Origin of the sequence: Micromonospora sp. NBC_00858 (assembly GCF_045207365.1) — a bacterium.
Classification (GTDB): Bacteria; Actinomycetota; Actinomycetes; order Mycobacteriales; family Micromonosporaceae; genus Micromonospora.
In genome coordinates, this window is record NZ_CP108828.1 from 2,387,471 (window position 1) to 2,409,677 (window position 22,207).

At 70.0% G+C, this 22,207-nt stretch carries 27 protein-coding genes; 17 read left to right on the top strand and 10 right to left on the bottom strand.

The genetic code is table 11. From position 1 onward, the window contains the following. Positions 1–59: 59 nt before the first annotated feature. The 4 genes from OG990_RS11220 to OG990_RS11235 all read right to left on the bottom strand — a co-directional run bounded on the left by OG990_RS11220 (position 60) and on the right by OG990_RS11235 (position 3,704). Positions 60–824 carry an ABC transporter permease gene (locus OG990_RS11220; RefSeq protein ID WP_406080292.1) on the bottom strand — a complete coding sequence of 255 codons (765 nt, stop codon included), beginning with the start codon at positions 822–824 and terminating at the stop codon, positions 60–62. Beyond that, complete coding sequence (locus tag OG990_RS11225; RefSeq protein WP_355604582.1) at positions 821–1,594, bottom strand: ABC transporter permease; 774 nt, start codon at positions 1,592–1,594, stop codon at positions 821–823. Before OG990_RS11225 ends, OG990_RS11220 begins: the two co-directional genes overlap by 4 nt. Beyond that, positions 1,591–2,562 carry an ATP-binding cassette domain-containing protein gene (locus tag OG990_RS11230; RefSeq protein ID WP_406080294.1) on the bottom strand — a complete coding sequence of 324 codons (972 nt, stop codon included), beginning with the start codon at positions 2,560–2,562 and terminating at the stop codon, positions 1,591–1,593. The genes OG990_RS11225 and OG990_RS11230 overlap by 4 nt, the downstream gene beginning before the upstream one ends. A 77-nt stretch (positions 2,563–2,639) precedes the next feature. Further along, entirely contained in the window at positions 2,640–3,704 is a 1,065-nt protein-coding gene (locus OG990_RS11235; RefSeq protein WP_406080295.1) for a phosphate acyltransferase PlsX, read from the bottom strand. 142 nt (positions 3,705–3,846) lie between these two features. Here OG990_RS11235 and OG990_RS11240 point away from each other — a divergent pair, with 142 nt between their 5' ends. Next, positions 3,847–4,470, top strand: coding sequence for an NTP transferase domain-containing protein (locus OG990_RS11240; protein WP_406080296.1), 624 nt, complete (start codon positions 3,847–3,849; stop codon positions 4,468–4,470). A 4-nt stretch (positions 4,471–4,474) separates the two neighbouring features. Then, complete coding sequence (locus OG990_RS11245) at positions 4,475–4,936, top strand: HNH endonuclease (RefSeq protein ID WP_406080298.1); 462 nt, start codon at positions 4,475–4,477, stop codon at positions 4,934–4,936. A gap of 26 nt (positions 4,937–4,962) precedes the next feature. On the opposite strand, the gene OG990_RS11250 is transcribed toward OG990_RS11245, so the two are convergent. Continuing rightward, positions 4,963–5,454: an Lrp/AsnC family transcriptional regulator gene (locus tag OG990_RS11250; protein ID WP_406081720.1), complete on the bottom strand. Its 492-nt coding sequence runs from the start codon at positions 5,452–5,454 to the stop codon at positions 4,963–4,965. Between the two features lie 64 nt (positions 5,455–5,518). Between OG990_RS11250 and OG990_RS11255 the strand changes: the two genes are divergently transcribed. From OG990_RS11255 to OG990_RS11270, 4 genes are all read left to right on the top strand, one after another. Continuing rightward, positions 5,519–6,466, top strand: coding sequence for an EamA family transporter (locus OG990_RS11255; protein ID WP_406080300.1), 948 nt, complete (start codon positions 5,519–5,521; stop codon positions 6,464–6,466). Between the two features lie 177 nt (positions 6,467–6,643). Next, complete coding sequence (locus OG990_RS11260) at positions 6,644–7,054, top strand: VOC family protein (protein ID WP_406080302.1); 411 nt, start codon at positions 6,644–6,646, stop codon at positions 7,052–7,054. A 75-nt stretch (positions 7,055–7,129) separates the two neighbouring features. Then, positions 7,130–7,756, top strand: coding sequence for a glyoxalase (locus OG990_RS11265; protein ID WP_406080304.1), 627 nt, complete (start codon positions 7,130–7,132; stop codon positions 7,754–7,756). Between the two features lie 55 nt (positions 7,757–7,811). Then, positions 7,812–8,267: a pyridoxamine 5'-phosphate oxidase family protein gene (locus tag OG990_RS11270; RefSeq protein WP_406080306.1), complete on the top strand. Its 456-nt coding sequence runs from the start codon at positions 7,812–7,814 to the stop codon at positions 8,265–8,267. Between the two features lie 84 nt (positions 8,268–8,351). Here OG990_RS11270 and OG990_RS11275 read toward each other — a convergent pair whose 3' ends face one another. Next, entirely contained in the window at positions 8,352–8,741 is a 390-nt protein-coding gene (locus OG990_RS11275; RefSeq protein ID WP_386991360.1) for a VOC family protein, read from the bottom strand. A gap of 185 nt (positions 8,742–8,926) precedes the next feature. Here OG990_RS11275 and OG990_RS11280 point away from each other — a divergent pair, with 185 nt between their 5' ends. The 3 genes from OG990_RS11280 (at position 8,927) to OG990_RS11290 (ending at position 10,844) form a co-directional block, all read left to right on the top strand. After that, positions 8,927–9,568: a winged helix-turn-helix transcriptional regulator gene (locus OG990_RS11280; protein WP_406080308.1), complete on the top strand. Its 642-nt coding sequence runs from the start codon at positions 8,927–8,929 to the stop codon at positions 9,566–9,568. A gap of 51 nt (positions 9,569–9,619) precedes the next feature. Continuing rightward, the gene (locus tag OG990_RS11285) at positions 9,620–10,267 is read left to right on the top strand and encodes a dihydrofolate reductase family protein (protein WP_406080310.1); all 648 of its coding nucleotides are present in this window, start codon (positions 9,620–9,622) and stop codon (positions 10,265–10,267) included. 115 nt (positions 10,268–10,382) lie between these two features. After that, on the top strand, positions 10,383–10,844 hold the full coding sequence (locus tag OG990_RS11290) for a hypothetical protein (RefSeq protein ID WP_406080311.1): 462 nt from the start codon (positions 10,383–10,385) through the stop codon (positions 10,842–10,844). 209 nt (positions 10,845–11,053) lie between these two features. Here the strand turns inward: OG990_RS11290 and OG990_RS11295 are convergent, their stop codons facing one another. Then, positions 11,054–12,808, bottom strand: a complete 1,755-nt coding sequence (locus OG990_RS11295) for an NAD(P)H-binding protein (protein ID WP_406080313.1) — start codon at positions 12,806–12,808, stop codon at positions 11,054–11,056. 162 nt (positions 12,809–12,970) lie between these two features. Between OG990_RS11295 and OG990_RS11300 the strand changes: the two genes are divergently transcribed. The 3 genes from OG990_RS11300 (at position 12,971) to OG990_RS11310 (ending at position 15,311) form a co-directional block, all read left to right on the top strand. Beyond that, positions 12,971–13,936, top strand: coding sequence for an AraC family transcriptional regulator (locus OG990_RS11300; protein ID WP_406080314.1), 966 nt, complete (start codon positions 12,971–12,973; stop codon positions 13,934–13,936). 344 nt (positions 13,937–14,280) lie between these two features. After that, positions 14,281–14,415 carry a hypothetical protein gene (locus tag OG990_RS11305; RefSeq protein ID WP_406081996.1) on the top strand — a complete coding sequence of 45 codons (135 nt, stop codon included), beginning with the start codon at positions 14,281–14,283 and terminating at the stop codon, positions 14,413–14,415. A 332-nt stretch (positions 14,416–14,747) separates the two neighbouring features. Continuing rightward, positions 14,748–15,311 carry a dihydrofolate reductase family protein gene (locus OG990_RS11310; RefSeq protein WP_406080316.1) on the top strand — a complete coding sequence of 188 codons (564 nt, stop codon included), beginning with the start codon at positions 14,748–14,750 and terminating at the stop codon, positions 15,309–15,311. Between the two features lie 324 nt (positions 15,312–15,635). On the opposite strand, the gene OG990_RS11315 is transcribed toward OG990_RS11310, so the two are convergent. After that, a complete protein-coding gene (locus OG990_RS11315; RefSeq protein WP_386991347.1) occupies positions 15,636–16,643 on the bottom strand; it encodes an RNA polymerase subunit sigma-70 in 1,008 nt (335 codons plus the stop codon). Positions 16,644–16,897: 254 nt separating this feature from the next. Between OG990_RS11315 and OG990_RS11320 the strand changes: the two genes are divergently transcribed. From OG990_RS11320 to OG990_RS11330, 3 genes are read left to right on the top strand one after another with little or no spacing between them, the layout of a single operon-like run. Continuing rightward, a complete protein-coding gene (locus OG990_RS11320) occupies positions 16,898–17,224 on the top strand; it encodes a PadR family transcriptional regulator (RefSeq protein ID WP_406080317.1) in 327 nt (108 codons plus the stop codon). Then, positions 17,221–17,577, top strand: a complete 357-nt coding sequence (locus OG990_RS11325; protein WP_386991345.1) for a DUF1048 domain-containing protein — start codon at positions 17,221–17,223, stop codon at positions 17,575–17,577. The genes OG990_RS11320 and OG990_RS11325 overlap by 4 nt, the downstream gene beginning before the upstream one ends. A 1-nt stretch (position 17,578) precedes the next feature. Further along, positions 17,579–17,896 (top strand): DUF1048 domain-containing protein, encoded by a 318-nt coding sequence (locus OG990_RS11330; RefSeq protein WP_328416732.1) that lies wholly within the window; start codon positions 17,579–17,581, stop codon positions 17,894–17,896. 91 nt (positions 17,897–17,987) lie between these two features. On the opposite strand, the gene OG990_RS11335 is transcribed toward OG990_RS11330, so the two are convergent. Both OG990_RS11335 and OG990_RS11340 read right to left on the bottom strand, forming a co-directional pair. Beyond that, positions 17,988–18,539, bottom strand: coding sequence for a GNAT family N-acetyltransferase (locus OG990_RS11335; RefSeq protein WP_406080319.1), 552 nt, complete (start codon positions 18,537–18,539; stop codon positions 17,988–17,990). A 159-nt stretch (positions 18,540–18,698) separates the two neighbouring features. Then, complete coding sequence (locus OG990_RS11340; RefSeq protein WP_406081722.1) at positions 18,699–19,568, bottom strand: 2-hydroxyacid dehydrogenase; 870 nt, start codon at positions 19,566–19,568, stop codon at positions 18,699–18,701. A gap of 157 nt (positions 19,569–19,725) precedes the next feature. On the opposite strand from OG990_RS11340, the gene OG990_RS11345 reads away from it, so the two are divergent. Together OG990_RS11345 and OG990_RS11350 are read left to right on the top strand one after the other, a co-directional pair. Further along, positions 19,726–20,208 (top strand): hypothetical protein, encoded by a 483-nt coding sequence (locus OG990_RS11345; RefSeq protein WP_406080321.1) that lies wholly within the window; start codon positions 19,726–19,728, stop codon positions 20,206–20,208. Between the two features lie 202 nt (positions 20,209–20,410). Beyond that, complete coding sequence (locus OG990_RS11350; RefSeq protein WP_406080322.1) at positions 20,411–22,198, top strand: glycoside hydrolase family 3 protein; 1,788 nt, start codon at positions 20,411–20,413, stop codon at positions 22,196–22,198. The last annotated feature ends 9 nt before the right edge of the window (positions 22,199–22,207 follow it).

Below are 22,207 nucleotides of genomic sequence, written 5' to 3' on the forward strand. Positions count from 1 at the left end.
CCGGGGATAAGGCCGGTTCAGCCAGCCGTACCCCCCGGCGAACCGGCGTGCGGCCGGCCTCAGTGATCGGTGCGTCGACCGAAGCGGCGTACCGCCACCAGCAGGCAGACCGTGCCCAACCCGAGCACCCAGCCGAGCGTCTGCAGCACCGGCACCAGGACCGGCCCGCCGCTGGACAGGCCGACCAGCGCCTCGGTGGCGACCGAGAACGGGTTGGCCCGCACCACCGGCTGCACCACCGAGGGGAACGCCGACACCGGCACGAAACCCGACGAGAAGATGAACAGCAGAGTCGCCGGACCGGTCAGCGACGGCGGCAGCGACTCCTCGTCACCGGACCCCGACCCTCGCCACAGCGCGATCGCCGCCCACATCAGCCCGAACAGCGCGATCACCGCGAAGAAACCGACAACGGCCAGCGGCCCCTCCCGTAGCCGGAAACCCAGCAGCAACGCCACGCCCGTGGTGAGCGCTCCGATCAGGACGATGCGCAGCACGTCACCGGCGACCCGGCCGGCCAGCAGCGCCCCTGGCGTCACCGGCATCGTGCGCAGCCGGTCGACCAGCCCGCCGCGCAGGTCGCGCAGGAAACCGACGGCGCTCGACGGCGACCCGAACGCGGCGGTCGACAGCACCACCAGCGGGGCCAGCCGCTGCAGGTAGTGCTGCCGGTCGCCGTCACCGACGATCCGGCCGAAGACCGCGTACTGGGTGAGCAGGAGCAGCACCGGAAACGCGAACGAGTAGACCAGCGCGGGCGGGGCCCGGAAGAACCGGCGAAGGTTACGCCCGGCGAACAGCGAGGCCTGCGTGACGGTGCTCATCGGCTCCTCCGAAACGAACGTGCCGCGGCCGCGCCGAACAGCAGCCCCAAGACCAGCAGCCAGACGAGGGCCGGCCACACCCTCTGGTCGGCCCCCTCGGTGGACAGCGCGCGTAGCGCGTCGACCTGGGCGGAGAACGGCGACACCTCGACCACCGGTTGCAGCCAGCCGGGAAAGGCGTCGACCGGGACGAAGGCGGTGGAGACCGTGGTGAGCACCAGATACGGCAGGGTCAGCGCCGAGTACACCTGCTCGGGGTCACGGGCGCCCAACCCCAGGGCCGCACAGCCGGCCGCGAGCACCACCGCGAAGCCGACCGCCAGCAGCACGAAACCCGCCGCGCGGGCCGCCCCGGCGGTGAACCGGAAACCGACCAGCACGGCGGCGACGAGGATCACCGCCACCGCGACGGCGGCCCGGGCCGCGTCCACCACGAGCCGGGCCGACGGCACCACGACCGCGCTCATCGGCAGCGTCCGGTAGCGGGCGATCAGGCCACTGCGGGCGTCACCGGCGATCAGGTAGCAGGCCGACATGGCGACCAGGGCGGTGGTCTGCACGACGATTGCCGGCGGGAGGAACTGCTCGTAGGCGATCCCGTAGTCGGACATCAGCCGCCGGAAGACCACCATGAAGCCGGCGAAGAACGCCAGCGGAAAGACGACGGTCAGGCCGACCGACCGGCCGGCGCGGGCCTGCCGCAGGTTACGGGCGGCCAGGACGGCGAACTGCCGCAGCGGGCTGGCCGCCGCAGCGGCCGTGGTGCTCACCGGCCGGCCCCCGCCACACCCGGCGCCACGGTCGACCGGTCCGCTTCGACGGACCCGGTCAGGGACAGGAACACCTCGTCCAGGGTGGGCCGCCGGACGGTGACGTCGTCGGCCTCGACACCGGCCGATTCGAGCCGCCGGACGACCTCGGTCAGCGTGCCGGAGCCGGCGGCCAGCCGCAGCACGTCCTCGTCCTCGGTCAGCCCCGCAAAGGCCGCGCGCAGTTGCTCGGCCGCGACCGCCCGTGCCCGCGGATCCTCCACCCGCACCTCGCAGACCGCGCCGCCGAGTTGACGCTTCAGTTCGTCGGGGGTGCCCTCGGCGACGACCCGGCCGTGGTCGATGAGCAGCACCCGCCCGGCCAGCTGGTCGGCCTCCTCCAGGTACTGCGTGGTGAGCAGGACGGCCGTTCCGCCGTCGCGCAACTCCCGGACGATCTCCCAGAGCGCCCGCCGGCTGCGCGGGTCCAACCCGGTGGTCGGCTCGTCGAGGATGAGCACGGGCCGGTCGACCACCAGACTCGCGGCCAGGTCGAGTCGGCGGCGCAGGCCACCGGAGTAGGTGCGTACCGCCTTGCCCGCCACCTCGCCCAGGTCGAAGCGCTCGACCAACTCGTCGGCCCGCTCGGCGGCCGGACGTCGGTCGAGCCCGAGCAGCCGGCCGAACAGCACCAGGTTCTCCCGGCCGGTCAGCAACTCGTCGAGCGCCGCGAACTGCCCGGTGACGGCGATGCTGCGGCGTACCTCCGCGCCCTGGCCGACCACATCGAAGCCGGCGACACGGGCGGTGCCGGCATCCGGTCTCAGCAGCGTGGTGAGACAGTGGATCGTGGTGGTCTTCCCCGCGCCGTTGGGCCCGAGCTGACCGACCACCTCACCCGCGGCGACCTCGAAGCTCACCCCGTCGACCGCCGCCGTCGTGCCGAACGACCGGCGCAGATCGCTGACCTGGATCATCTGTTGTGACATCGCACCACCCTCATGCCAGGAATGCCGGAACCATATCAACGCTCATCTCGGTAAAGCCAGATACAAGAATGGACCGCTCACCGCTCGGCGGGGCTGCGTCGGGCCCTGAGTCGCTGCCGGGAGGAAGCCGCGAAGGCGGCGGTGATCCGTCCGACCACACCCGAGCGGACGCACTCGCCGGCGATTCCCACGCTCGCCTCGACGTCGGCCGCCCCGGCCGTCCCGTGGCAGATCACGCACACACCGCGTACCCCGAGCAGCGCTCCGCCCGGCTCGGCCGCGAGCCCGTCGCGCACCGCTCGGGTCACCCGCCGCTGCCGGTCCCGGGCCAGCGCGCCGATCGGCGAGAACGCCCGCACCGCGTCCAGCGCCAGGCCGACGGTGGCGTCCAGCGTGCGCTCGTACATCTTCAGCGCCACGTCACCGGTGAAACCATCGGTCACCGCCACGTCGACCCGGCCGCCCAGCACGTCGTACGCCTCGATCTGGCCGATGTAACCGGGCATCGTGGTCAGCAGGAGGTGCGCGTCCCGACGTACCGGCCCGCCCTTGACCGCCTCGTGGCCGTTGGACAGCAGGCCGATCCGCGGCCGGGCCAGCCCCAGCCGCCCACGCGCGTACTCCGCGCCCAGCACCGCGAACTCGACCAGCCACTCCGGCACGGCGGCGGCGGTCACGCCGATGTCCAGCAACACGGTCGGGCCGGCGCCCGGCACCGGCAGCACCGTCGCCAGGGCCGGGTTGCTCACCCCTGGCACCCGGCCCAGCCGGACGGCAGCCGCCAGCACCGCCGCGCCGGTGTTCCCCGGGGTCACCATGGCGTCGGCCCGACCCGCCGCCACCTCCCCCGCCGCGACCAGGAGCGAGGACCGCCGCTTGGTGTACGTCGCGGCCACCGGATCCTCGGCCATCCCGACCACGTCCAGGGCGTCGACCAGTCGGACACCGGCCGGCGGGACGCCACCGGGCAGCAGGGGGCGGATGAGCGCGCGCGGGCCGACCAGCAGCACATCCACCGTCGCGGCCGCGGCCAACGCTCCGGCGACGACGGGCTCCGGGCCGAGGTCCGCGCCGGCGGCGTCGACTGCCACCCGCAGCCGCCGAGCAGGCCGGTCGCCGTGGCGCGTCTCGTCCGGTGTCATCCGGCACCTCACCCGAAATACGTGACAGCAGATACGAGATGCATGCTAGCCGCCCCGGCCGGCCGGATCACCCCCGCAGCTCTCCCCGATCGGGTTCCGCCAGGTGACCGGCCGGCCCGCAGCAGCGGGCTACGCTCGGCGCATGGCTACGGCGGGACTGCTCCTCGCGGCCGGTGCCGGCCGCCGGTTCGGCATGCCGAAGGCCCTCCTGTCCTACCGGGGGCGGCCCCTGGTGGAGCACGCCGCGGCGATCCTCACGGCCGCCGGCTGCCGGCCGGTCGTGGTGGTGCTCGGCGCGCAGGCCGAGTTGGTCCGCGCCAGCACGCGGCTGCCCGGCGTGGTGCTCAACGACGACTGGACGACGGGCATGGGCTCGTCCCTGCGGGCCGGGCTGTCCGCCCTGACGTCCGGCACCGCCGTGGCCGCCGTGGTCACCCTGGTCGACATGCCCGGCCTCACCCCCGAGGCGGTACGCCGGGTGGCCCGTGACGCCGCCGCAGACTCCCTCACGGTGGCCACCTACCAGGACAGTCGCCGCGGACATCCGGTGCTGCTCGGCCGGCACCACTGGGCCGGCGTGGCCGCGGCGGCCACCGGTGACCGGGGCGCGCGGGACTATCTGCGGGCACAGGGTGACGCGGTGCGGCTGGTCCCCTGTGCGGACGTCGCCGACGACACCGACGTGGACCTGCCCGAACAGGCGGCCCGCTTCGGTCTCTTCGGGGTTACGGCGGACGCCCGGCACGCGGGCCCTGGGCTAGAGTGACGGCGTGCTCAGCAGGGTCAACGGTCTGTCACGACACTTCACTGAGGACACTCTCCGCCACTATCTCCTGGAGCGTTCGGTCCGACGGGACGACGGCTGCCTGATCATCCGTGGATACGGCGCCGAGCGCGGCGTCTACCAGAAGGTGGCGGGCCGGGCCTGGGCGCACATCGCGGCCTACGCCGCCTTCGTCGGAGGCTATGACCCGACCCTGGACGTCGACCACCTCTGCGACGCCCCGGACTGCGTCGAGCCCACTCACCTGCGGCAGGTCAGTCATGCGGACAACTGCCGTACGCGCGCGCAGGCGCCGACCTGCCGCAACGGGCACGACCGCGAGGTCGACGAGTCGACGGGGCGGTACCGACGGACGTGTCGCGCCTGCAACCGGGACAGCCAGCGCCGGTGGCGGGAGCGCCAGGCCGCCGAGGTGGCCCAGGCCCGCGGGGCGTACGTCCGGACCTAGCCACTCCTGCTCCAGGCGGCTGCTGCTTATCGTCCCGTGGTGGGGTTACGTGGTGGTACGGGTGTGGCCACGACGAAGGAGCTGTGGGTCTGGCCGTGGAGCAGGAACTGGTCGAGTACGGCTTCGAGGTCTTCGATGGCGGGCACGTGAATCTTGAGCAGGAAGCAGTCCTCGCCGGAAATGCGGTGACACTCGCTGACCTGTGGGGTGCGGGCGGCGAGCTCGGCGATTTTGGGTAGTTGGCCGGGGCCGGGTCGAATGCGCACCCAGGCGGCGACGGGCAGGCCGATCGCGGCGGGGTCGATGTCGAGGCGGTAGCCGCGAATGACGCCGGCCTGCTCGAGCCGGGCGAGGCGCTCGCGGACGGCGGGTGCGGACATGCCGACCCGGCGGGCCAGCTCTGCGGCGGTCGCACGGGGATCCGCGCTCAGCACGTCGAGCAGCCGCCGGTTCGTCGCGTCAAGCGGCAACTTTCCCTCAAGAAAGCCAGTAGGCCTCTTGTCTTCCCCTAAGGCCATACCTGCTGCCCTCCACTTTCGATCCGGCATGGTCCTGTGCCGTATCTCTTTCGAGAATAGAGGCATGGCGGAGAACGGTTCGGCTCGTGGCGGTCAGGCGCCGGTGCTACGGCTGGCAGGTCGGGTGCCGCCGCACGCGTACTTCGTGGTCAGCGCGGTGTTCCACTACCTCGGGCCGGCGCTGGCGGTGCTGCTGTTCGCGCGCATCGACGTGCTCGGGGTGGCGTGGCTGCGGATCGCGACCGCCGCTGCGGTGTTCGCGTTGTGGCGGCGGCCGTGGCGGCTGTGGCAGCGCCTGGACCGGCCTACCCGGTGGCTGCTGGTCGGGTGGGCGGCCGTGCTGGCGGTGATGAACAGCGTGTTCTACCTGGCCATCGACCGGCTCCCGCTGGGCACCGTCGCCGCGATCGAGTTCCTGCCGGTCATCGTGCTGGCCGCGTTCGCCGCCCGGACCCGCCGCAACATCGCCGCGCTGTGCGCCGCGGTGGGCGGGGTGTATCTGCTCACCGACGTGCGTCTGGTCGCCGAACCGCTGGGCATCGGCTTCGCCGTCGCCAACGCCGTGCTGTTCGCGCTGTACATCGTGCTCGGGCACCGCGTCGCCCGCAGCCCGCACGTCTCCGGCATCGACGGCCTCGCCCTGTCGATGCTGATCGCCGCGGTGATCGCTCTGCCGATCGGCATCGGGCAAGCCGCGTCAGCCTTCCTCGACCCCGTCGCGCTGGCTGCCGCCGCCGGCGTGGGCATCTGTTCGTCGGTCATCCCGTACGTCAGCGACCAACTCGCCATGGCCCGCCTGCCCCGCGCCACCTACGCCCTGATGGTGTCACTGCTGCCGGCCACGGCCACCGTCATCGGCGTCATCGTGCTCACCCAGATCCCCACCGCCACCGAGATCATCGGCGTGGCGACGGTCGTCGCCGGCGTCGCCGTACACCAAGAACGCCCGTCGGGGCCGGAGCCGGAGCACACCGAGCAGCCGAACCCCGTGCCCTCTCAACAGCCCGCCTGACGCGCCACGAGCGCAAGCTCGACGACGCCACGGCCCGTTACCGTCGGGTCTGCCGCGCGTGCAACCGGGAGGCCCAACGCCGTTGGCGTGAGCGCGCCGCCCGCCGAGGTGGCCCAGGCGCGCGGGGCGTACGGGAAATAGGCCGCGTGCCGGGGAGCCGCCCCTAGCATGATCTTCATGGACATCACCATTCACACGAGCTTCCTCCCGCATGTCGACCCGGACGCCTCCCTGGCCTTCTACCGCGACGCCCTCGGCTTCGAGGTCCGCAGCGACGTCGGACAGGGCACGATGCGGTGGATCACGCTCGGCCCCGTCGACCAGCCCGGCACGTCCATCCTCCTGGCGCCACCGGCCGCCGACCCCGGCGTCACCGACGACGAGCGCCAGACCATCACCCAGATGATGGCCAAGGGCACCTACGGCTGGATCCTGCTGGCCACCCGGGACCTCGACGGTACGTTCGAGAAGGTGCAGGCCAGCGACGCCGAGGTCGTCCAGGAGCCGACCGAGCAGCCGTACGGCATCCGCGACTGCGCCTTCCGCGATCCCGCCGGCAACCTGGTCCGCATCCAGGAGCTTCGCTGAGCGGTCCCATTGCGGCCCAAGACCGGTCAGGAATCAAGAAGCACCGGTCGCCGAGCCGCGCCTAGCGTGATGGGCATGGCAAACATCGAATCCGTCACCCTCGACGTGGCCGACCCCACGGCCGCCAACCGCTTCTACACCACTGCCTTCGGTCTGGACACGCAGATACGCCTGCGGGCCTCGGAGGCGCCGACGACCGGCTTCCGGGGGTTCACGCTGGCGCTCACGGTGTCCCAGCCAGCCACCGTCAACAGCCTCATCGGCGCTGCCCTGGACGCCGGTGCCACCTCGCTGAAGCCTGCCGCGAAGTCGCTCTGGGGCTACGGCGGTGTCGTACAGGCCCCGGACGGCACGATCTGGAAGGTCGCGACCTCGGCGAAGAAGGACACCGGCCCGGACACCCGGCAGATCGACGAGATGGTGCTCCTGCTGGGAGTGGCGGACGTGGCCGCGAGCAAGCGGTTCTACGTCGAGCACGGCCTTGCCGTGGCCAAGAGCTTTGCCCGCATGTACGTCGAGTTCGCCGCTGGGTCGAGTCCGGTCAAGCTGGCTCTGTACCGGCGCCGTGCCCTTGCCAAGGACCTCGGCGTCGCTCCCGACGGCACCGGATCGCACCGGCTCATGATCGGCGGCAGTGCCGGGCATTTCACCGACCCGGACGGGTTCGCGTGGGAGGCCGCGTCGCTGGCAACCACGCCCTGACCTGTCACTGCTGTCTGCCGATCACGAGATGGCCGCACGAGTGAATGGAGAAAACATGACGGGCGCGCCGCCGCGTGGCTTTGCGGAGAGACTGCGGGACACCCGCGCGAAACTGGAGAGCGAGATCGATCTCTGGGTCGCGACGTCAGGCTCCCCGGGCGGCGTCCACCTCATTCCGCTGTCGTACCTCTGGGACGGGACCGCGTTCCTCATTTCGACGCCGCGCACCTCGGTCACCAGCCGCAACCTGCTGGCGGATGGCCGGGTGCGACTCAGCCTGGGGCCGACGCGCGACGTCGTCATCGTCGACGGCACCGCCGAGCCGGTGGACGTCGCCGACCTTGACCCGGACCTGGGCCACGCGTTCGCCACCAGGACCGGCTTCGACCCGCGCGAATCCGACGAGCCCTACCAGTACTTCCTGATCCGGCCGCGGCGCATCCAGGCCTGGCGAGAGGCGAACGAGTTGCAGGGACGAGTCCTCCTGCGCGACGGCCGCTGGCTCGGCTGACCCAGCGCGGGTTGGTTCACCGTCCAGTCGGGTCGACCGGGTGGCCTCAGGATGGTCGGCCCGACTCATCCTCTGCCGACAACGTCATCCGGCGGCGGCCAGCCCGACGAGGTGGCCCTCGGGGTCGGTGAAGAAGCCGACCACCAACGTGTCGGCGGGGTTGCGGTGCGGCCCCGACACGCGAATGCCGCCCAGGCTTTCCGCTTGCTGCAGCGCCGCCTCCACGTCGGGCACGCCGACGTAGAACAACGTCCGGTGCGGGTAACCCGCGCCGCCGCCGACGCCGCCCGGGATCCCGGCACCGCCGTCGGTGCTGGTGTCGGGGTGGACGAACCCGTAGTTGCCCGGTGCCGAGACCGCCTCGGCGGCGGCGTCCCCGATGTCGAACTGCCAGCCGAACAGCTCCCCGTAGTAGCTGCGCAACCGCTGCGGATCCGTCCCGATGATCTCGAAGTGCACCACTGGCCGCCCCATGGACGTGCTCCTTTCCTGCGCCGCGGCGCCCGACTGCTCCGGCCCTCGCGGCAGTTCGTCGTGGCCCGTGCGGGCCGTCCGGTGCGCGACCCCTGTCTATCGGGACCGTAGCGCCCATGGTTGCAAAAAACAACTGGATGGTAGCGTTTAACATGCAACCCGGATCAAGGTCAGGAGGAGGCGGCATGCCGACCAGTCGTACCTACGGCGACGCCTGCGGCATCGCCCGCGCCCTCGACGTCGTCGGAGAGCGGTGGGCGGTGCTCGTCGTCCGTGAGCTCCTTCTCGGGCGGCAGCGCTTCTCGGACCTGCGCCGAGCACTGCCGGGGGCCAGCTCCAACATGCTCACTGACCGACTGCGCGAGTTGGAGAGCCGCGACGTGGTGCACCGGCGCCGACTGCCGCCCCCCGCGGCCTCGGTGGTGTACGAACTCACCGAGTCCGGACGCGAATTGGAACCGATCGTGCTGGCCCTCGGCGGCTGGGGCCTACGCATCCCCCTACCCGCGGCTCCGGTCCACCTGAGTGCCACCTCGGTGCTGCTCTTCCTGCGCGGTTCACTGCACCCGAATCCCCAGGCACCGCCGGCCACCTACCGCTTCGAGCTCGACGACCGGGTGTGGACTGTCCGCACCCAGGACGGGCAGGTCCACATCGAGCCCGGCGAGCCGGCCCAGCCGCAAGCCTGCCTGCGCACCGATCCGACGACGCTCAATGCCCTCCTCGATGGCTCCATCACACTGGCCACCGCACTGACGACCGGCACAGCCGTCATCAGCGGCGACGAGGCCATGCTCGGTCACCTCTTGCAGCCCGCTAATCCCTGAGCCGATCGGCCATCGACGTCATCGGTTGTTCGGCAGAATGTGGCGGCGACGGTGCTGGCGGCCGGCAGCTGGCCGCGCAGCGCAAGCGACCCGTTGGAGACCGACATGCGGAAATTGATCGCGGACGAATGGATGACCCTCGACGGGGTCGTCCAGGCCCCCGGCTACGACGGGGAGGACAGCGACGGCGGCTTCCAGCACGGCGGCTGGCACATGCCCCACATGGACGACATCACGACGAACTGGGTCACCAAGACCACGGTCGAGACCGGTGCTTTCCTGTTCGGCCGCCGCACGTACGAGATCTTCGCGTCGTTCTGGCCGACCGCTCCCGCCGAACTCGCCACGCTCGCCGAGGTGCTCAACAACCGGCCGAAATACGTCGCCTCGACGACGCTCACCGAACCGCTCGCGTGGCAGAACTCCACGGTCCTTCAGGGCGACGTCGCCAAGGCCGTGGCGTCGCTGAAGCAGGAAGACGGCGGTGCCCTGCACGTCGTCGGCAGCTCCCAGCTGACCAGGACTCTCATCGAGCACAACCTCGTTGACGAGCTCCGCATCTTCATCGAGCCGGTCCTCGTCGGCGGCGGCAAGCGCATCTTCCCCGAGGACGGCACGCTCCGGCGGCTGCGGCTCACCGGGAGCCAGGTGACGACCACCGGCGTCATCATCGCGACCTACACCACAGCCGAGTCCTGACGCTCCGCACACGAGGGACGCACCCGCGTCTACCTGGCCGAGGTGGCGATCTGGGGTGTCCGCGCGGATACGAACCATGGCACCGTCGCGAGTTGAGCCAGTGAAGGAGCCGCCGATGATCACCGATCCAACGCTCGTCCGCATCGGCCAGGGGGTGGAGCTGCACCATGGTCGAGGCCAGCGTGAGGCCGCTCGCCACCTGTTCGCGCAGATCTGGGATGAGATCAACGGGGAGCAGGGCGATCCGTTGCACGTGTGCGTCCTCGCGCACGCGATGGCTGACGTGCAGGACGATGTCCACGAGGAGTTGGTTTGGGACCAACGGGCGCTGACGGCGGCCGACCAGCTCACGGAGTTTCGGGTGGCAGAGGCCGGGGTAATGCTGCCCGTGGCTGGCTTGTATCCGTCGTTGCACCTCAACCTGGCTGAGTGCTACCGCAAGCTCGGCGATCTCGGCCGCGCCCGGGAGCACCTCCAGCTCGCGCAGACTGGGATCGGCGCGCTTGGCGATGACGAGTACGCGCAGCTGATCAGGGGCGGACTGGATCGGCTGACGCAGCTGCTGACTTCCAAGTAACCGTTCGCTGCCGCCAGAGACCACCCGACAACCAGCGGCGCTTGGATTGAGGTCATGACGGGGTCCTCCGTCGTCGCTACAGGGGCAGGCCGCGCCGACCGTTGGCGGTCGGAAGACGGCCTCATCCGGCGCATGGTGGTATCGGTCCCGGAGTGGGGTCCTGGGCATGGTCATCCCCATGCCCAGGACCGGTGCCGCGAGTTCGGCGCTCAGGGGATGATGGTGATCTTGCCGTGGGTCTGCCCCGCCTCGCCCCTGCGGTGGACGAGCGCGAGGGCGGACAGCGGGTGGGACTCGGTGACGCCGACAGTGAGCGCGCCCATGTCGATGAGCTCGACGATCCCGGCGAGCTGTTCGATGTCGTTGCGGGCGACAAAGTGGACGGCGGTGACCTGCGCGGTGGCTGGCGGATCGACCGGCGTGGCGATCGAGACGATGATGCCGCCGGGCCGGACCAGGGGAACAAGCTCCGCAGCCGCCTCGGGACTGATCGCGGCGAGGTTGATGACGGCGTCGACCTGGCCGTCGAGCGCGTCGGCGAGGGGTGTGCGAGTGTAGTCGATGATCTGGTCGGCGCCGTAGGTGCGGACCGCGGCAGCGCTGCGGCCGCTGGCCGTGGCGATCACTGTTGCTCCGGTGTGCTTGGCGAGTTGGACGGCGAAGACACCGACGCCTCCGCCGGCGCCGTTGATCAGGACACGCTGTCCCGCAGTGGGATGGGCATGCTCATGCAGCGCCTGCCAGGCGGTGAGCGCGGCGACCGGGATCGCGGCGGCGTCAGCCAACGGGATGGTGGTGGGTGCTTTGACCAGGGTGCCGGCGGCGGCGACGACGTACTCGGCCGACGCCCCGCCGTAGTCGAGGCGGCCAACCACCCGGTCGCCCACGGTGAAGGAGCTGACATCGCTGCCGGTCTCGGTGATCGTGCCGGAGACATCGAAGCCGAGGGTGTATGGCAGGTCGACCGGCAGCACGGCCTGCAGGAACCCTGATCGGAGCGCGGCATCGGAGGGGTTGTAGGAGGCCGCGGCGACCCGGATGAGTACCTGGTCCGGCTCGGGCACCGGCCGCAGCACCTCTTCGTAACGGATGATGCCGGCATCGCCGTACTGGTGGATACGTGCGGCCTTCATGGTGTCGCGGAAAGCGCTGGCGTGGTCGGTCACCCAGGTCCGGAACGTGCGCGCCGGCGCTCCGATGACCTCCTGCACCGTGGAGGTGACCGGCCTCGGCTCCGTCACCAACTCGGACTGGGCCTGGAGGACGCCGTCAACGGCCGCGGGCGGCCAGCCCTGGGCTAGCATCTGCTGCCGCGCAGTGTCCGGTGCGGCCTCGACCCAGCGCACCGGGCGGCCGATCACCTCACCGATGATGCGCACCTGGTCGGCCTGGGTGAGTGATTCAGGACCGGTCAGCTCATAGATCGCTCCTGCGTGCCCGTCGCCGGTGAGTGCGCGTACCGCGACGGCGGCGATGTCGCGCTCGTGCAGCGGGGGCATGACGGCCGCCCCGTAGGGCGCGCGCACGATGCCCTCGGTGCGGATCTGCTCGGTCCACCTGAGGGTGTTGGCCGCGAAGACGTGGGGCCGTAGGAACGTCCACTCCAGCCCGGACCGCTTGATCAAATGCTCGACCTGCTGTTCGTGGTCGCGTACGGCCGCCGACGAAAGGTAGACCACGCGACCGGTGTGCTCGGCGACCACATCCAGGACTGCGGACACGCCCTCAGCCGTGGCAAAAGGCCAGACCAGGAACGCCGCCTCGACCCCGGCCATGGGCGCATGCAGGGTGTCTGGCTCGGACAGGTCACCGCGCATGACCTGGACGCCGGGCGGCAGGACCGCCGATTCGGGATCGCGGGCCAACGCCCGAACCTCGATTCCCGCGTCCATCAGCTGAGTCACAACCTGTCGGCCGACCGTGCCGGTCGCCCCAGTAACCACAATCTTGTGTCGCCGTGCCATGACGGTGCCTCTTCCAAGTTGTCTCGGCCCCGGCTCACGGCCGCGGGGTTGATCACTTCTCTTGCGATCCACCGTACGAGGAGCGCAGGAGACTTCCTATGCGCAGAAATCTCTGATTCATACGCAAACGTCTTCGCGGAATGTCAGCGATAGACTCGACCGGTGGATGTGCTCAGCGATGTGATCGCCATCATGCGCACCGGACGGCCCCGTTCAGCGCGCGTCCAATGGCACGCTCCCTGGGGACAGCGCTTCCCCTCCGCCCCCGGCTCGGCGGGCTTTCAAGTGATCCTGCAGGGGTCGTGCTGGCTCACCCCGCCCGACGGCGGCGCACCCATCGCGCTGGGCGTCGGCGACGTGGTGTTCTTCCCCCACGGGCACGGATACGGCCTGGCCGACAACCCCGCCACCTCGCTGGCCGAACCCGACTGCGATCCGCTTGAAGAGGCCGACCTCTACGCCTCAGCGTCCATCGGTCAGCCTGTGCACGGCACCCCCACCGTGACGCTCTGCGGCGGATATCGGCTCGACCCGGCCCGGGCTCATCCGCTGCTGGACGACCTACCCGGCATGGTCCACCTGCCCGCCCGGCTCGGGCACCGCGCCGAAGTCCGCGCCGCCGTCGACCTGCTCGGCAGCGAACTCAATCGCCCCCGTCTCGGCGCCGACACCATCGTGCCCGCCCTGCTCGACATGCTGCTCCTCTACATCCTGCGAGCCTGGTTCGACGAGCAACCCGAGCGGGGCACCGTCACCGGCTGGTCCGCGGCACTGGCCGACCCGGCGATCAGCGCCGCGCTGCATGCCATCCACCGCGACCCCGCACACCACTGGACGGTCGAGACACTGGCCGCACAGGCAAGACTGTCCCGCGCGGCCTTCTCCAAGCGATTCACCGCCATGATCGGCCAACCACCCCTCACCTATCTGACCTGGTGGCGCATGACCACCGCGGCACGGCTGCTCCACGGATCCGACGCCCCACTTAGCGAGGTGGCCACCCAGACCGGCTACACCTCGGAATTCGCCTTCGCAAACGCCTTCAAGCGGGAGTACGGCACCGCTCCCGGCAGATACCGCCGACGCAGCCAAGCGGGAACCCCGAACAAAGAACAGAGCTCGGCGTAACCACACCTCAGCCAGTCGCCCTGCTCCAGAACACGCCACCGCCAGCCCGGCAGATCTCCTGCGCCTCCCGGTCGGAGCCGGGCAGTTCTGCCTCCCGCCCACAGTGGATCGCCCCGTTCTCGGAGCACCGCGGCCGCTGATACACCAGCCTGAACCCTTACGCACAAGAACTGTCATTATGATGTGCTGCTGTTATGCCCCATTTGAGCGGATGGATTGCCGGATTATCGTTACCGGTTATCCGGCAATCCGTCCGCGGGGTTTCCGAACCCGGGGTTGAGGAAGATTCACGCCGAAATTGGCGCTAACGGTGATCTTGGCTAGCGACCAGGGCCGGGTCCACATTGGGGTGTGACGCCGCCCGCCTTTCCCCGCTCGGGTACGCGCACATCAACATGCTGGGCCGCTACAGCTTCCCCAAGCCGGGCGACGGGCCACAGCTGCGCCCGCTGCGCGACCCCGACCAGCCGGAGAACTGATGCCCGTTAAGGACATCGAGCCCGGCCGCGAGTACGGGCGCAACGCCTCTGCGAAAGCAGACAGCCGCTGTTGCAGGTGGCCGTGGAAGGCCTTCCCGTCCGCGCAGACGGCAGCAGCGGTCGGGCAGAGCTGGCCCTGGGTGCGCCGCTGCCAAATCGAGATCCGGTGGGTGCTGCTCGAGCCCAGCCGAGTACGCCGTGCCGAGTCCGGAACGCGAGGACTACCTGCCGGACGCAGATCGCGCACCCGATTAGGTTTCCGCGCCGCGCCCGTCTGTACGTATAAGAACGACTCACGAGAGGCTGGCATGATGCGGAAACTGACCTTTGGCATGAATGTGACCCTGGACGGCTACATCGCCGCGCCCGGCGACGACCTCGGCTGGAGTGGGGGTGAGGGACCGGACTCGTCGTCGAGCGACGAGCTGTTCCAGTGGTGGTCCGACCGGGTGGGGGCGACTGGCCTGGCGCTGTATGGGCGCAAGCTGTGGGAGGCGATGAGTTCCCACTGGCCGACCGCCGACCAGCAGCCCGGCGCCACACAGGCGGAGATCGAGTTCGCCCGCCGCTGGCGGGACATGCCGAAGGTGGTGTTCTCCTCGACGCCCAGGACGGTCGACTGGAACACGCGCCTGGTCACCGGCGACGCGGTCGCCGAGATCACCCGGCTCAAGGCCGAGGACGGCGGCCCGATGGACATCGTCGGCGCGACGCTTGCCGGGGCGGCCATGCGGGCCGGGCTGATCGACGAATACGCCCTGGTCACCCACCCGGTCCTGGTGGGCGGCGGCACGCCGTTCTTCACCGCGCTGGACAGCTGGGTGAACCTGAACCTCGTGGAGACGCGGACTTTTTCCGGCGGCGTAGTGCTGACCCGATACGAGACGAGGCGATGAGCACGGGCCAGCTGCTCGGCTCGTGAGGCCGGGTCGAAATCCTTCCTGACGTGCTGACCGTGACCCTCGGCTATGAGGGAACCTTCCCCGGGCCCTTCCTTGCGTTCCAGTCAGATGTTGACCGACTTGCTGGAGATGAGGACGACGGCGTCGTTGATTGTGACGATGTTCTTCGGGCATAACGCCGCCCCGCCGGCAACGCCGGCGGGGCGGTGGTGTTCGCGTTGTCGCGTTGGTGTTCAGCTGGTCGGGGTGCTCATTCCGCAGTGACTTCGGTGATGCCGGCCCGTGCGCTGGACTCGTCGACGATGGGGACTTGTGTGATCACAGTGTCGGGGGCAGGTCCAGCCATGGTTTGTCGGTGGCGTCGAATCCGGTGAGCTCGGCGATCTTCCCGTCGACGATGTGCAGGACCGCGATGTTGAATAACCGGTACTTTGGGTCGTTGGGGGTGCGGAGGTACAGCACGGCGGCGGGCATGCGGTTGATCGTCGTGGTGATACAGCGCCAGTCGTCGTAGCCGGGCTGGAAGAGCCCATTGGAGACCCAGCCGTCCACCGCGTCCTTGGCCGTGATGACCGAGGTGCCCGCCTCGGGCAGCATCACGAAGCGCAGGTCGTCGCGCAGCAGGGCCATCAGCCCGTCGAGGTCGTTGCGCTCATGGGCGTCGATATACAACTTCACCACGCCGCGCTCGTCATTCGACAGCTCGTGGGTGGCGGGTCTCCGCCAGTCGAGGCGGCGGTCGGGCAGCTGCTCGCGCATCGTCACACGGGCCCGCTGCAGTGCGCTGGTCACCGATGCGACGGTCAGCTCGAGGGCGTCGGCGGCCTTCGCCGCCGGCCAGCCGAGGACGTCGCGCAGGATGAACACCGCCCGCTGCCGCGGCGGCAGGTGCTGGACGGCGACGATGAACGCCAGCTCGATCGTTTCCCGCGCCACCACCGATTCCTGCGGGTCCTCGGGGAGCATCCGGTCCGGGTACGGCTGCAGGTAGAGCACCTCGGAGCCGACGTCCGCCAGCTCGGACGGTACGGGTGTGCGGTCGTTGCGCTTCTCCAGGAAGTCGAGGCAGGCGTTCGTCGCGATCCGGTACAGCCAGGTCCGCAGGGCCGCGTGGCCCTTGAACGACGCCCGCTTGTTCCACGCTCGCAGGAACGTCTCCTGCGTCATGTCCTGGGCGTCCTCGTAGTTCGCGAGCATCCGGTAGCAGTGCACCTGCAGCTCACGCTGGTGGCGCTCCGTAATGAGTGCAAACCGCGCCGTGTCGTCTGAGCGGGCCGCCGCGATGAACGCGGCCTCGTCGGCGCCCAGCAGTCTGGCGTCGGTCATGGTCATCAATCCTTCCACCGGTGCGAGAGGCTAACAGAACTGACGACGTGACGGAGGATTTCTGATCGGCGAAGCCGCTGACACCGGGCCGTTCGCCAGGCGGGCTGTGGCAGCTTGCCTCGCGCGTGCCGGCATTGAGCCCGCGCACGTACAAGAAGGCGCGGCTGGTCGGGAGCACCTGGACGCACTACTCGGTGGTACCGTATAGTGGTACTCGGTAGTACGAGGTACCGGAGGGTCGAAGAGGAGCCGCGATGGACGACCTGACAGAGATGCTGAAGGGCACGCTCGAGGGCTGCGTGCTCGAAATCATCGGCGGCGAGGAGACCTACGGGTACGCCATCACGCGTCGGCTGAACGAGCTCGGCTTCGCCGACGTCGTCGAGGGGACGGTGTACACCATCCTGCTGCGACTGGAGAGGAACGGACTCGTCCAGGTGACGAAGCGACCATCCGAGGTGGGCCCGCCGCGCAAGTTCTATGCGCTCAACGACGCCGGGCGCAAGGAACTCGCGATGTTCTGGGCGAAATGGCAGTACGTCTCATCACGCATCGACAGGCTCAAGGAGGGCGGGCGATGAGCTTCTGGGAGACCATCACAGGCAGCGATCTCACCAGGGAATGGAAGGTGTTCGAAGCCCGGGCAGAGGCATTGCCGGCCGACTACCAGGCGGCATGGGAACAGATCAAGGGCAACCTCTTCCCCTACACGGGCTTCACAGGTCGCAACCTGATGCCGATCCTCGACGCCGCCCTGGGGCTGCTTGAAGAAGCATCGGCGGACGGGCAGAGCATCCACGAGGTGCTCGGCGACGACATCCCCGGCTTTTGTACGGCGTTGGCCGGCGGAGAGGGTGCCCGTACCTATCGCGACCGGTGGCGCGAGCAGTTGAACAGGAACGTTGCAAGGAAATTGGGCCGGCTAGGAGGCTGACGTGGGCATCCAGGACATCATCGAGGGCAAGAAGCAGTGGCGGGCGCACGTGGCTCGGGTCAAGGCGCTCCCGCCGGACTACCAGATCGTCTACAAGGAGATGCAGAGGTACCTGTTCAAGGTCGGCCCGGTCGACCTTTTTGATGGGCGCCTGCTCGCCGGAATCGTCGACTTTTTCGAGGAGGGTGCCGCGGCCGGAAAGGGGGTTCTGGAACTCATCGGCACCGACGTCGCCGCCTTCTGCGACGACCTGGTCAAGGACTCGCGCACCCACGCGGACGTCTTTCAGGAGTCCATCAGCGGGACGGACGAGAAGTAACACCCGTCGTCATCATGGCAGCGGGTGTAAGGCCGCACGACGCGCTGGCGAGCTGAGCAGCTTGCCAGCGCGTCGGCAGATCCGCGCTCCCCTAGTCGGCCTTCGGATGGTTGTCGGCGGTTGCCTCGGCGATCATCGAAAAACTGGCCAGGTCATAAGCCTCGCGCCCCTCCTGCTCGGGCATCCGCAGTGTGCTCTCCCGCTGGTACCCGGCCTTTTCGGCCACCCGCAGGGACGCCACGTTGTCGACGCGGGAGTGCAACTGAACCCGCCGCATCCCGCCGTCGGTAAGCGCCCACCGTCCAACCGCCCGGGCCGCCTCGGTCGCATAGCCGCGACCTCGCTGACTGATGTGTATTCCGTAACCGATCTCGGTGCGACCAGCCTGCCAGTCGGTGTCCCGCAACCCGGTACTGCCGACAATCCGGCCGGTGGCCCGCTCCACTATCGCCAGGTGTACGCCCTCGCCGCCCAAACGCCGCTGATGCACCTTGTCCGCCAGCCACTCGTCCACGTCAGCGACCGCCTCAGGGAAGCCTGGCGGCAGTGCCGTGCGATCCCCGGTCGCCACAAATGCCGCCACAGATAAGGCATCCTGCGGCCCGAACTCACGAATCTCCAACCCGCCGGAGATGATCTTCACTGGAGGGAACATGGTGCGCAGGGTAAGCCGCACCCCGTGCGCGGTGCAGGGGGTTTTGCGCTCGTCGCGAACCAAGCGGATGGTGCCACCGCAACTCATCGGCAAGGCCCGACGTCTCTGGCGGAAGCACCGGAATTGGCCCGCCGCCGGGACCGAAAGTTACGGCCCGACAACGACGTTCTCGAGCGGCTTGCCCGCCGCGTACCGCCGTACCTGGTCGACCAGCAGCCGGCGGGCCCGGGGTGCCATCGCGGCGGTCAGGCCGCCGACGTGCGGGCTGATCAGGACGTTCGGCGCGGACCACAGTGGGTGATCGGTGGGCAGTGGCTCGGGTTCGGTGACGTCCAGGGCAGCGTGCAGCCGGCCCGCGTCGAGTTCGGCGAGCAGCGCCTCGGAGTCCACCACCCCGCCCCTCGCCACGTTCACCAGCAAGGCGCCGTCGGCCATCCTGGCGAGGAAATCCTTGTCGACCAGGCCTGCGGTCTCCGGGGTCAGCGGGGTGGCCAGGATGACAACATCGGCGTGTGGCAACAGTTCCGCAATTTCGGAAATCGGCCTCACGCCGGGGCGGGCGCTCCGGGCCACCCGGCTGATCTCCACCTCGAACCCCACCAGCCGGCGCTCGATCGCGGCGCCGATCGAGCCGTACCCGACGATCAGCACCCGGGCGTCAGCCAGCCCGGTCGACCAGCCCGAGGCCCAGCGGCCCTCGCCCCCCGCCCGGACGAAGTCCGGCAGCCGGCGCCGGGCGGCCAGGGTGAGTGCCACGGCCAGCTCGGCGGTGGCCGCGTCATGCACGCCCCGGCCATTGGCCAGGATCAGGCCGGGCCGCAGGAACGGCAGGATGTGGTCGTAGCCGGCGGTCACGGTCTGCACCACTGTGAGCCGGGGCATCCGGGCGATCGGCTCGCAAAGGCGCGGATCGATAATCCCGTACGGGATCGCATAGAACTCGACGTCGTCCAGGTTCTCGGCCATGGGCTGAGTGCCGTCGTACAGCGCGATGTCGAGATCGTCGAGATCGGCCATTGCGTCGGGGTGAGGGATCAGGTAGCGCACGGCGGCATTATCCCGAAGCCGTCGCCCGAGCCGAAATCCTCTGCAATCTGCCCTGGCGCCGCCACGGCACCGGGTTTACGAGCAGGGATTTTGACCCTCGGGTAGGTCGAGGCCCCAGGGTCGCGGCATGGACATCCAGAACGAACAAGCCGCACCCGACGAGACGATGGCGAGCATCGTCGCCGCGGTGGAGCTGGGCCGCTCAGGCCAGCGCGCGCAGGCCAGGGAGGCGCTCACCGCGCTCTGGGATCAGATCGGCGAAGCCGGCGACGCCTTCCACCGCTGCACCCTCGCGCACTACCTGGCCGACCTCCAGGACACCACCGAAGCTGAACTCGGCTGGGACGAGCGTGCCCTGGCCGCGGTCTCCGACCTCACCGACGAACGGGCCCAGCAGTACCACCACTCGATTCAGGTCCACAACTTCCTGCCGTCGCTGCACCTCAACCTCGCCGACGACCACCGCCGCCTGGGCAACACCGCCCGGGCCCGGGAACACCTGGCCCTGGCCGAGCGCTTCGTCGGGCGGCTGCCGGACGACCCGTACAGCGAGGTGATCCGCGCCGGCATCCGCAACGCTACCGAGGCGTTGGGGCCAGTGCGCGAGTAGTCGACCGCGAACCGCTGCGAACGTCGGGCCATGCCGGCGGGGCCGTCGCCAACCTCGCCGGTATCCGCGCCCGCGAGCCGGGTGACCGCCCGATCTTGCAACTTACCTTCTTGACGTGCGGCAGACGCGTAGCTAAGTTTCAGCCACCCGGACTGAGAGGCCGCCGTCTATGCAGACTCGACTCACTCCCGCAGCTACCTGGGTGACCACACTGGCGACCGCGCTCGCCCTCCTGCCCGCCCAGGCCTCGGCCGCACCGGCACACCCCCCGTCGGCCGAGCACGGCTGGGTCACCTCCACGCTGCGGCACATGAGCCTGGAGCAGAAGGTCGGGCAGCTCTTCGCCACCTACGTCTACGGCTCAGACGCCACCGCACCCACGGCCGCCGACCGCGCCGCGAACCGGGCCGCGTTCGGCGTCGAAACGCCGGCCGAGGTCATCGGCCGGTACCACCTCGGCGGCGTCTGCTACTTCTCCTGGTCGCACAACCTGGACAGTCCTCGCCAGATCGCGACCCTCTCCAACGGACTTCAGCAAGCCGCGCTCGGCGACCGGTCGAAGGGCCGCGTGCCCCTGCTCATCTCCACCGACCAGGAGCAGGGCGCGGTGGTACGGATGCCCTCCCCCGCCGCCCAGTTCCCCGGGTCGATGGCGCTTGGTGCCGCGCGGTCCCCCGAGGCCGCCCGGACGGCGGCGGAGATCACCGGGCGGGAGCTGCGCGCGGTCGGCATCCGCCAGCCGTACGCGCCGATCGCCGACGTCAACGTCAACCCGGGTAACCCGGTGATCGGCGTCCGGTCCTTCGGCGCCGACCCCACCCTGGTGGCTGACCTCACCGCCGCCCAGGTCACCGGCTTCCAGGACCGGGCTCGGGTCACCGCCGTGGCGAAGCACTTCCCCGGGCACGGCGACACGGCCACCGACAGCCACACCGGCCTGCCGGTGATCAACCACAGCCGCGCGGAGTGGGACCGGATCGACGCGCCACCGTTCCGGCGGGCGATCAAGGCCGGCGTCGAATCGATCATGACCGCGCACATCGTGGTCCCCGCGCTCGACCCCTCCGGCGACCCGGCGACGTTGTCGCCGACGATCCTCACCGGTGTGCTGCGCGGTGAACTCGGCTTCCGGGGCGTCATCGTCACCGACGCGCTGAACATGGCTGGCGTGCGCGCGAAGTACGGCGACGAGCGGGTACCCGTACTGGCGCTCAAGGCCGGCGCCGACCAGCTCCTGATGCCGCCGGACCTCGCGCTGGCCCGGGACGCGGTGCTGCGGGCCGTCGCCGCCGGCGAGCTCACCGAGCGACGGATCGACGAGTCGGTCCGGCGCATCCTCGGCATGAAGTACCGCCAGGGGCTGGCCCGCTCACCGCTGGTCGACGTCGAGCAGGCGGTACGCACGGTCGGCGCGCCGGAGCACCTCGCCGCCGTCGCCCGGGTCACCGACCCGACGCTCACCGCCGTCCGCAACGACGCCGACGTACTGCCGCTGCCCCGCACCGACCGGTCGGTGCTGGTCACCGGCTGGGACAGCGCCGCCTTCGCCCCGGTCGCGACGGTCGCCGACGGGTTCACCGCCCGCGGCGCCCGAGCCACCGCTCGACCGGCGACGCTGCCCTCCGACGCGGTGATCGCCGCGACAGCCGCCCAGGCCGCCGAGCACGACCTCACCGTCGTGCTGGTGAACAAGGCGTGGGACACCACTGTCACCGACCCGCGCGCCACCCAGCAGCGCCTCGTCGCGGCGCTGCTCGGCACCGGCAAGCCGGTGGTCGTCGTGGCCGTCCGAGACCCCTACGACATCGCGTACCTGCCGGGCGTGACCACCTACCTGGCGACCTACTCGTACACCCGGGCGGCGATGGACGCACTCGTCCGCGCGCTGCACGGCGAGCTGTCCCCGAGCGGGCGGCTGCCCGTCACGATCCCCACGGCCGAGGGGGCGGGCTCCGTGCTCTACCCCTACGGCCACGGTCTGAGCTGGTAGGAGGCAACC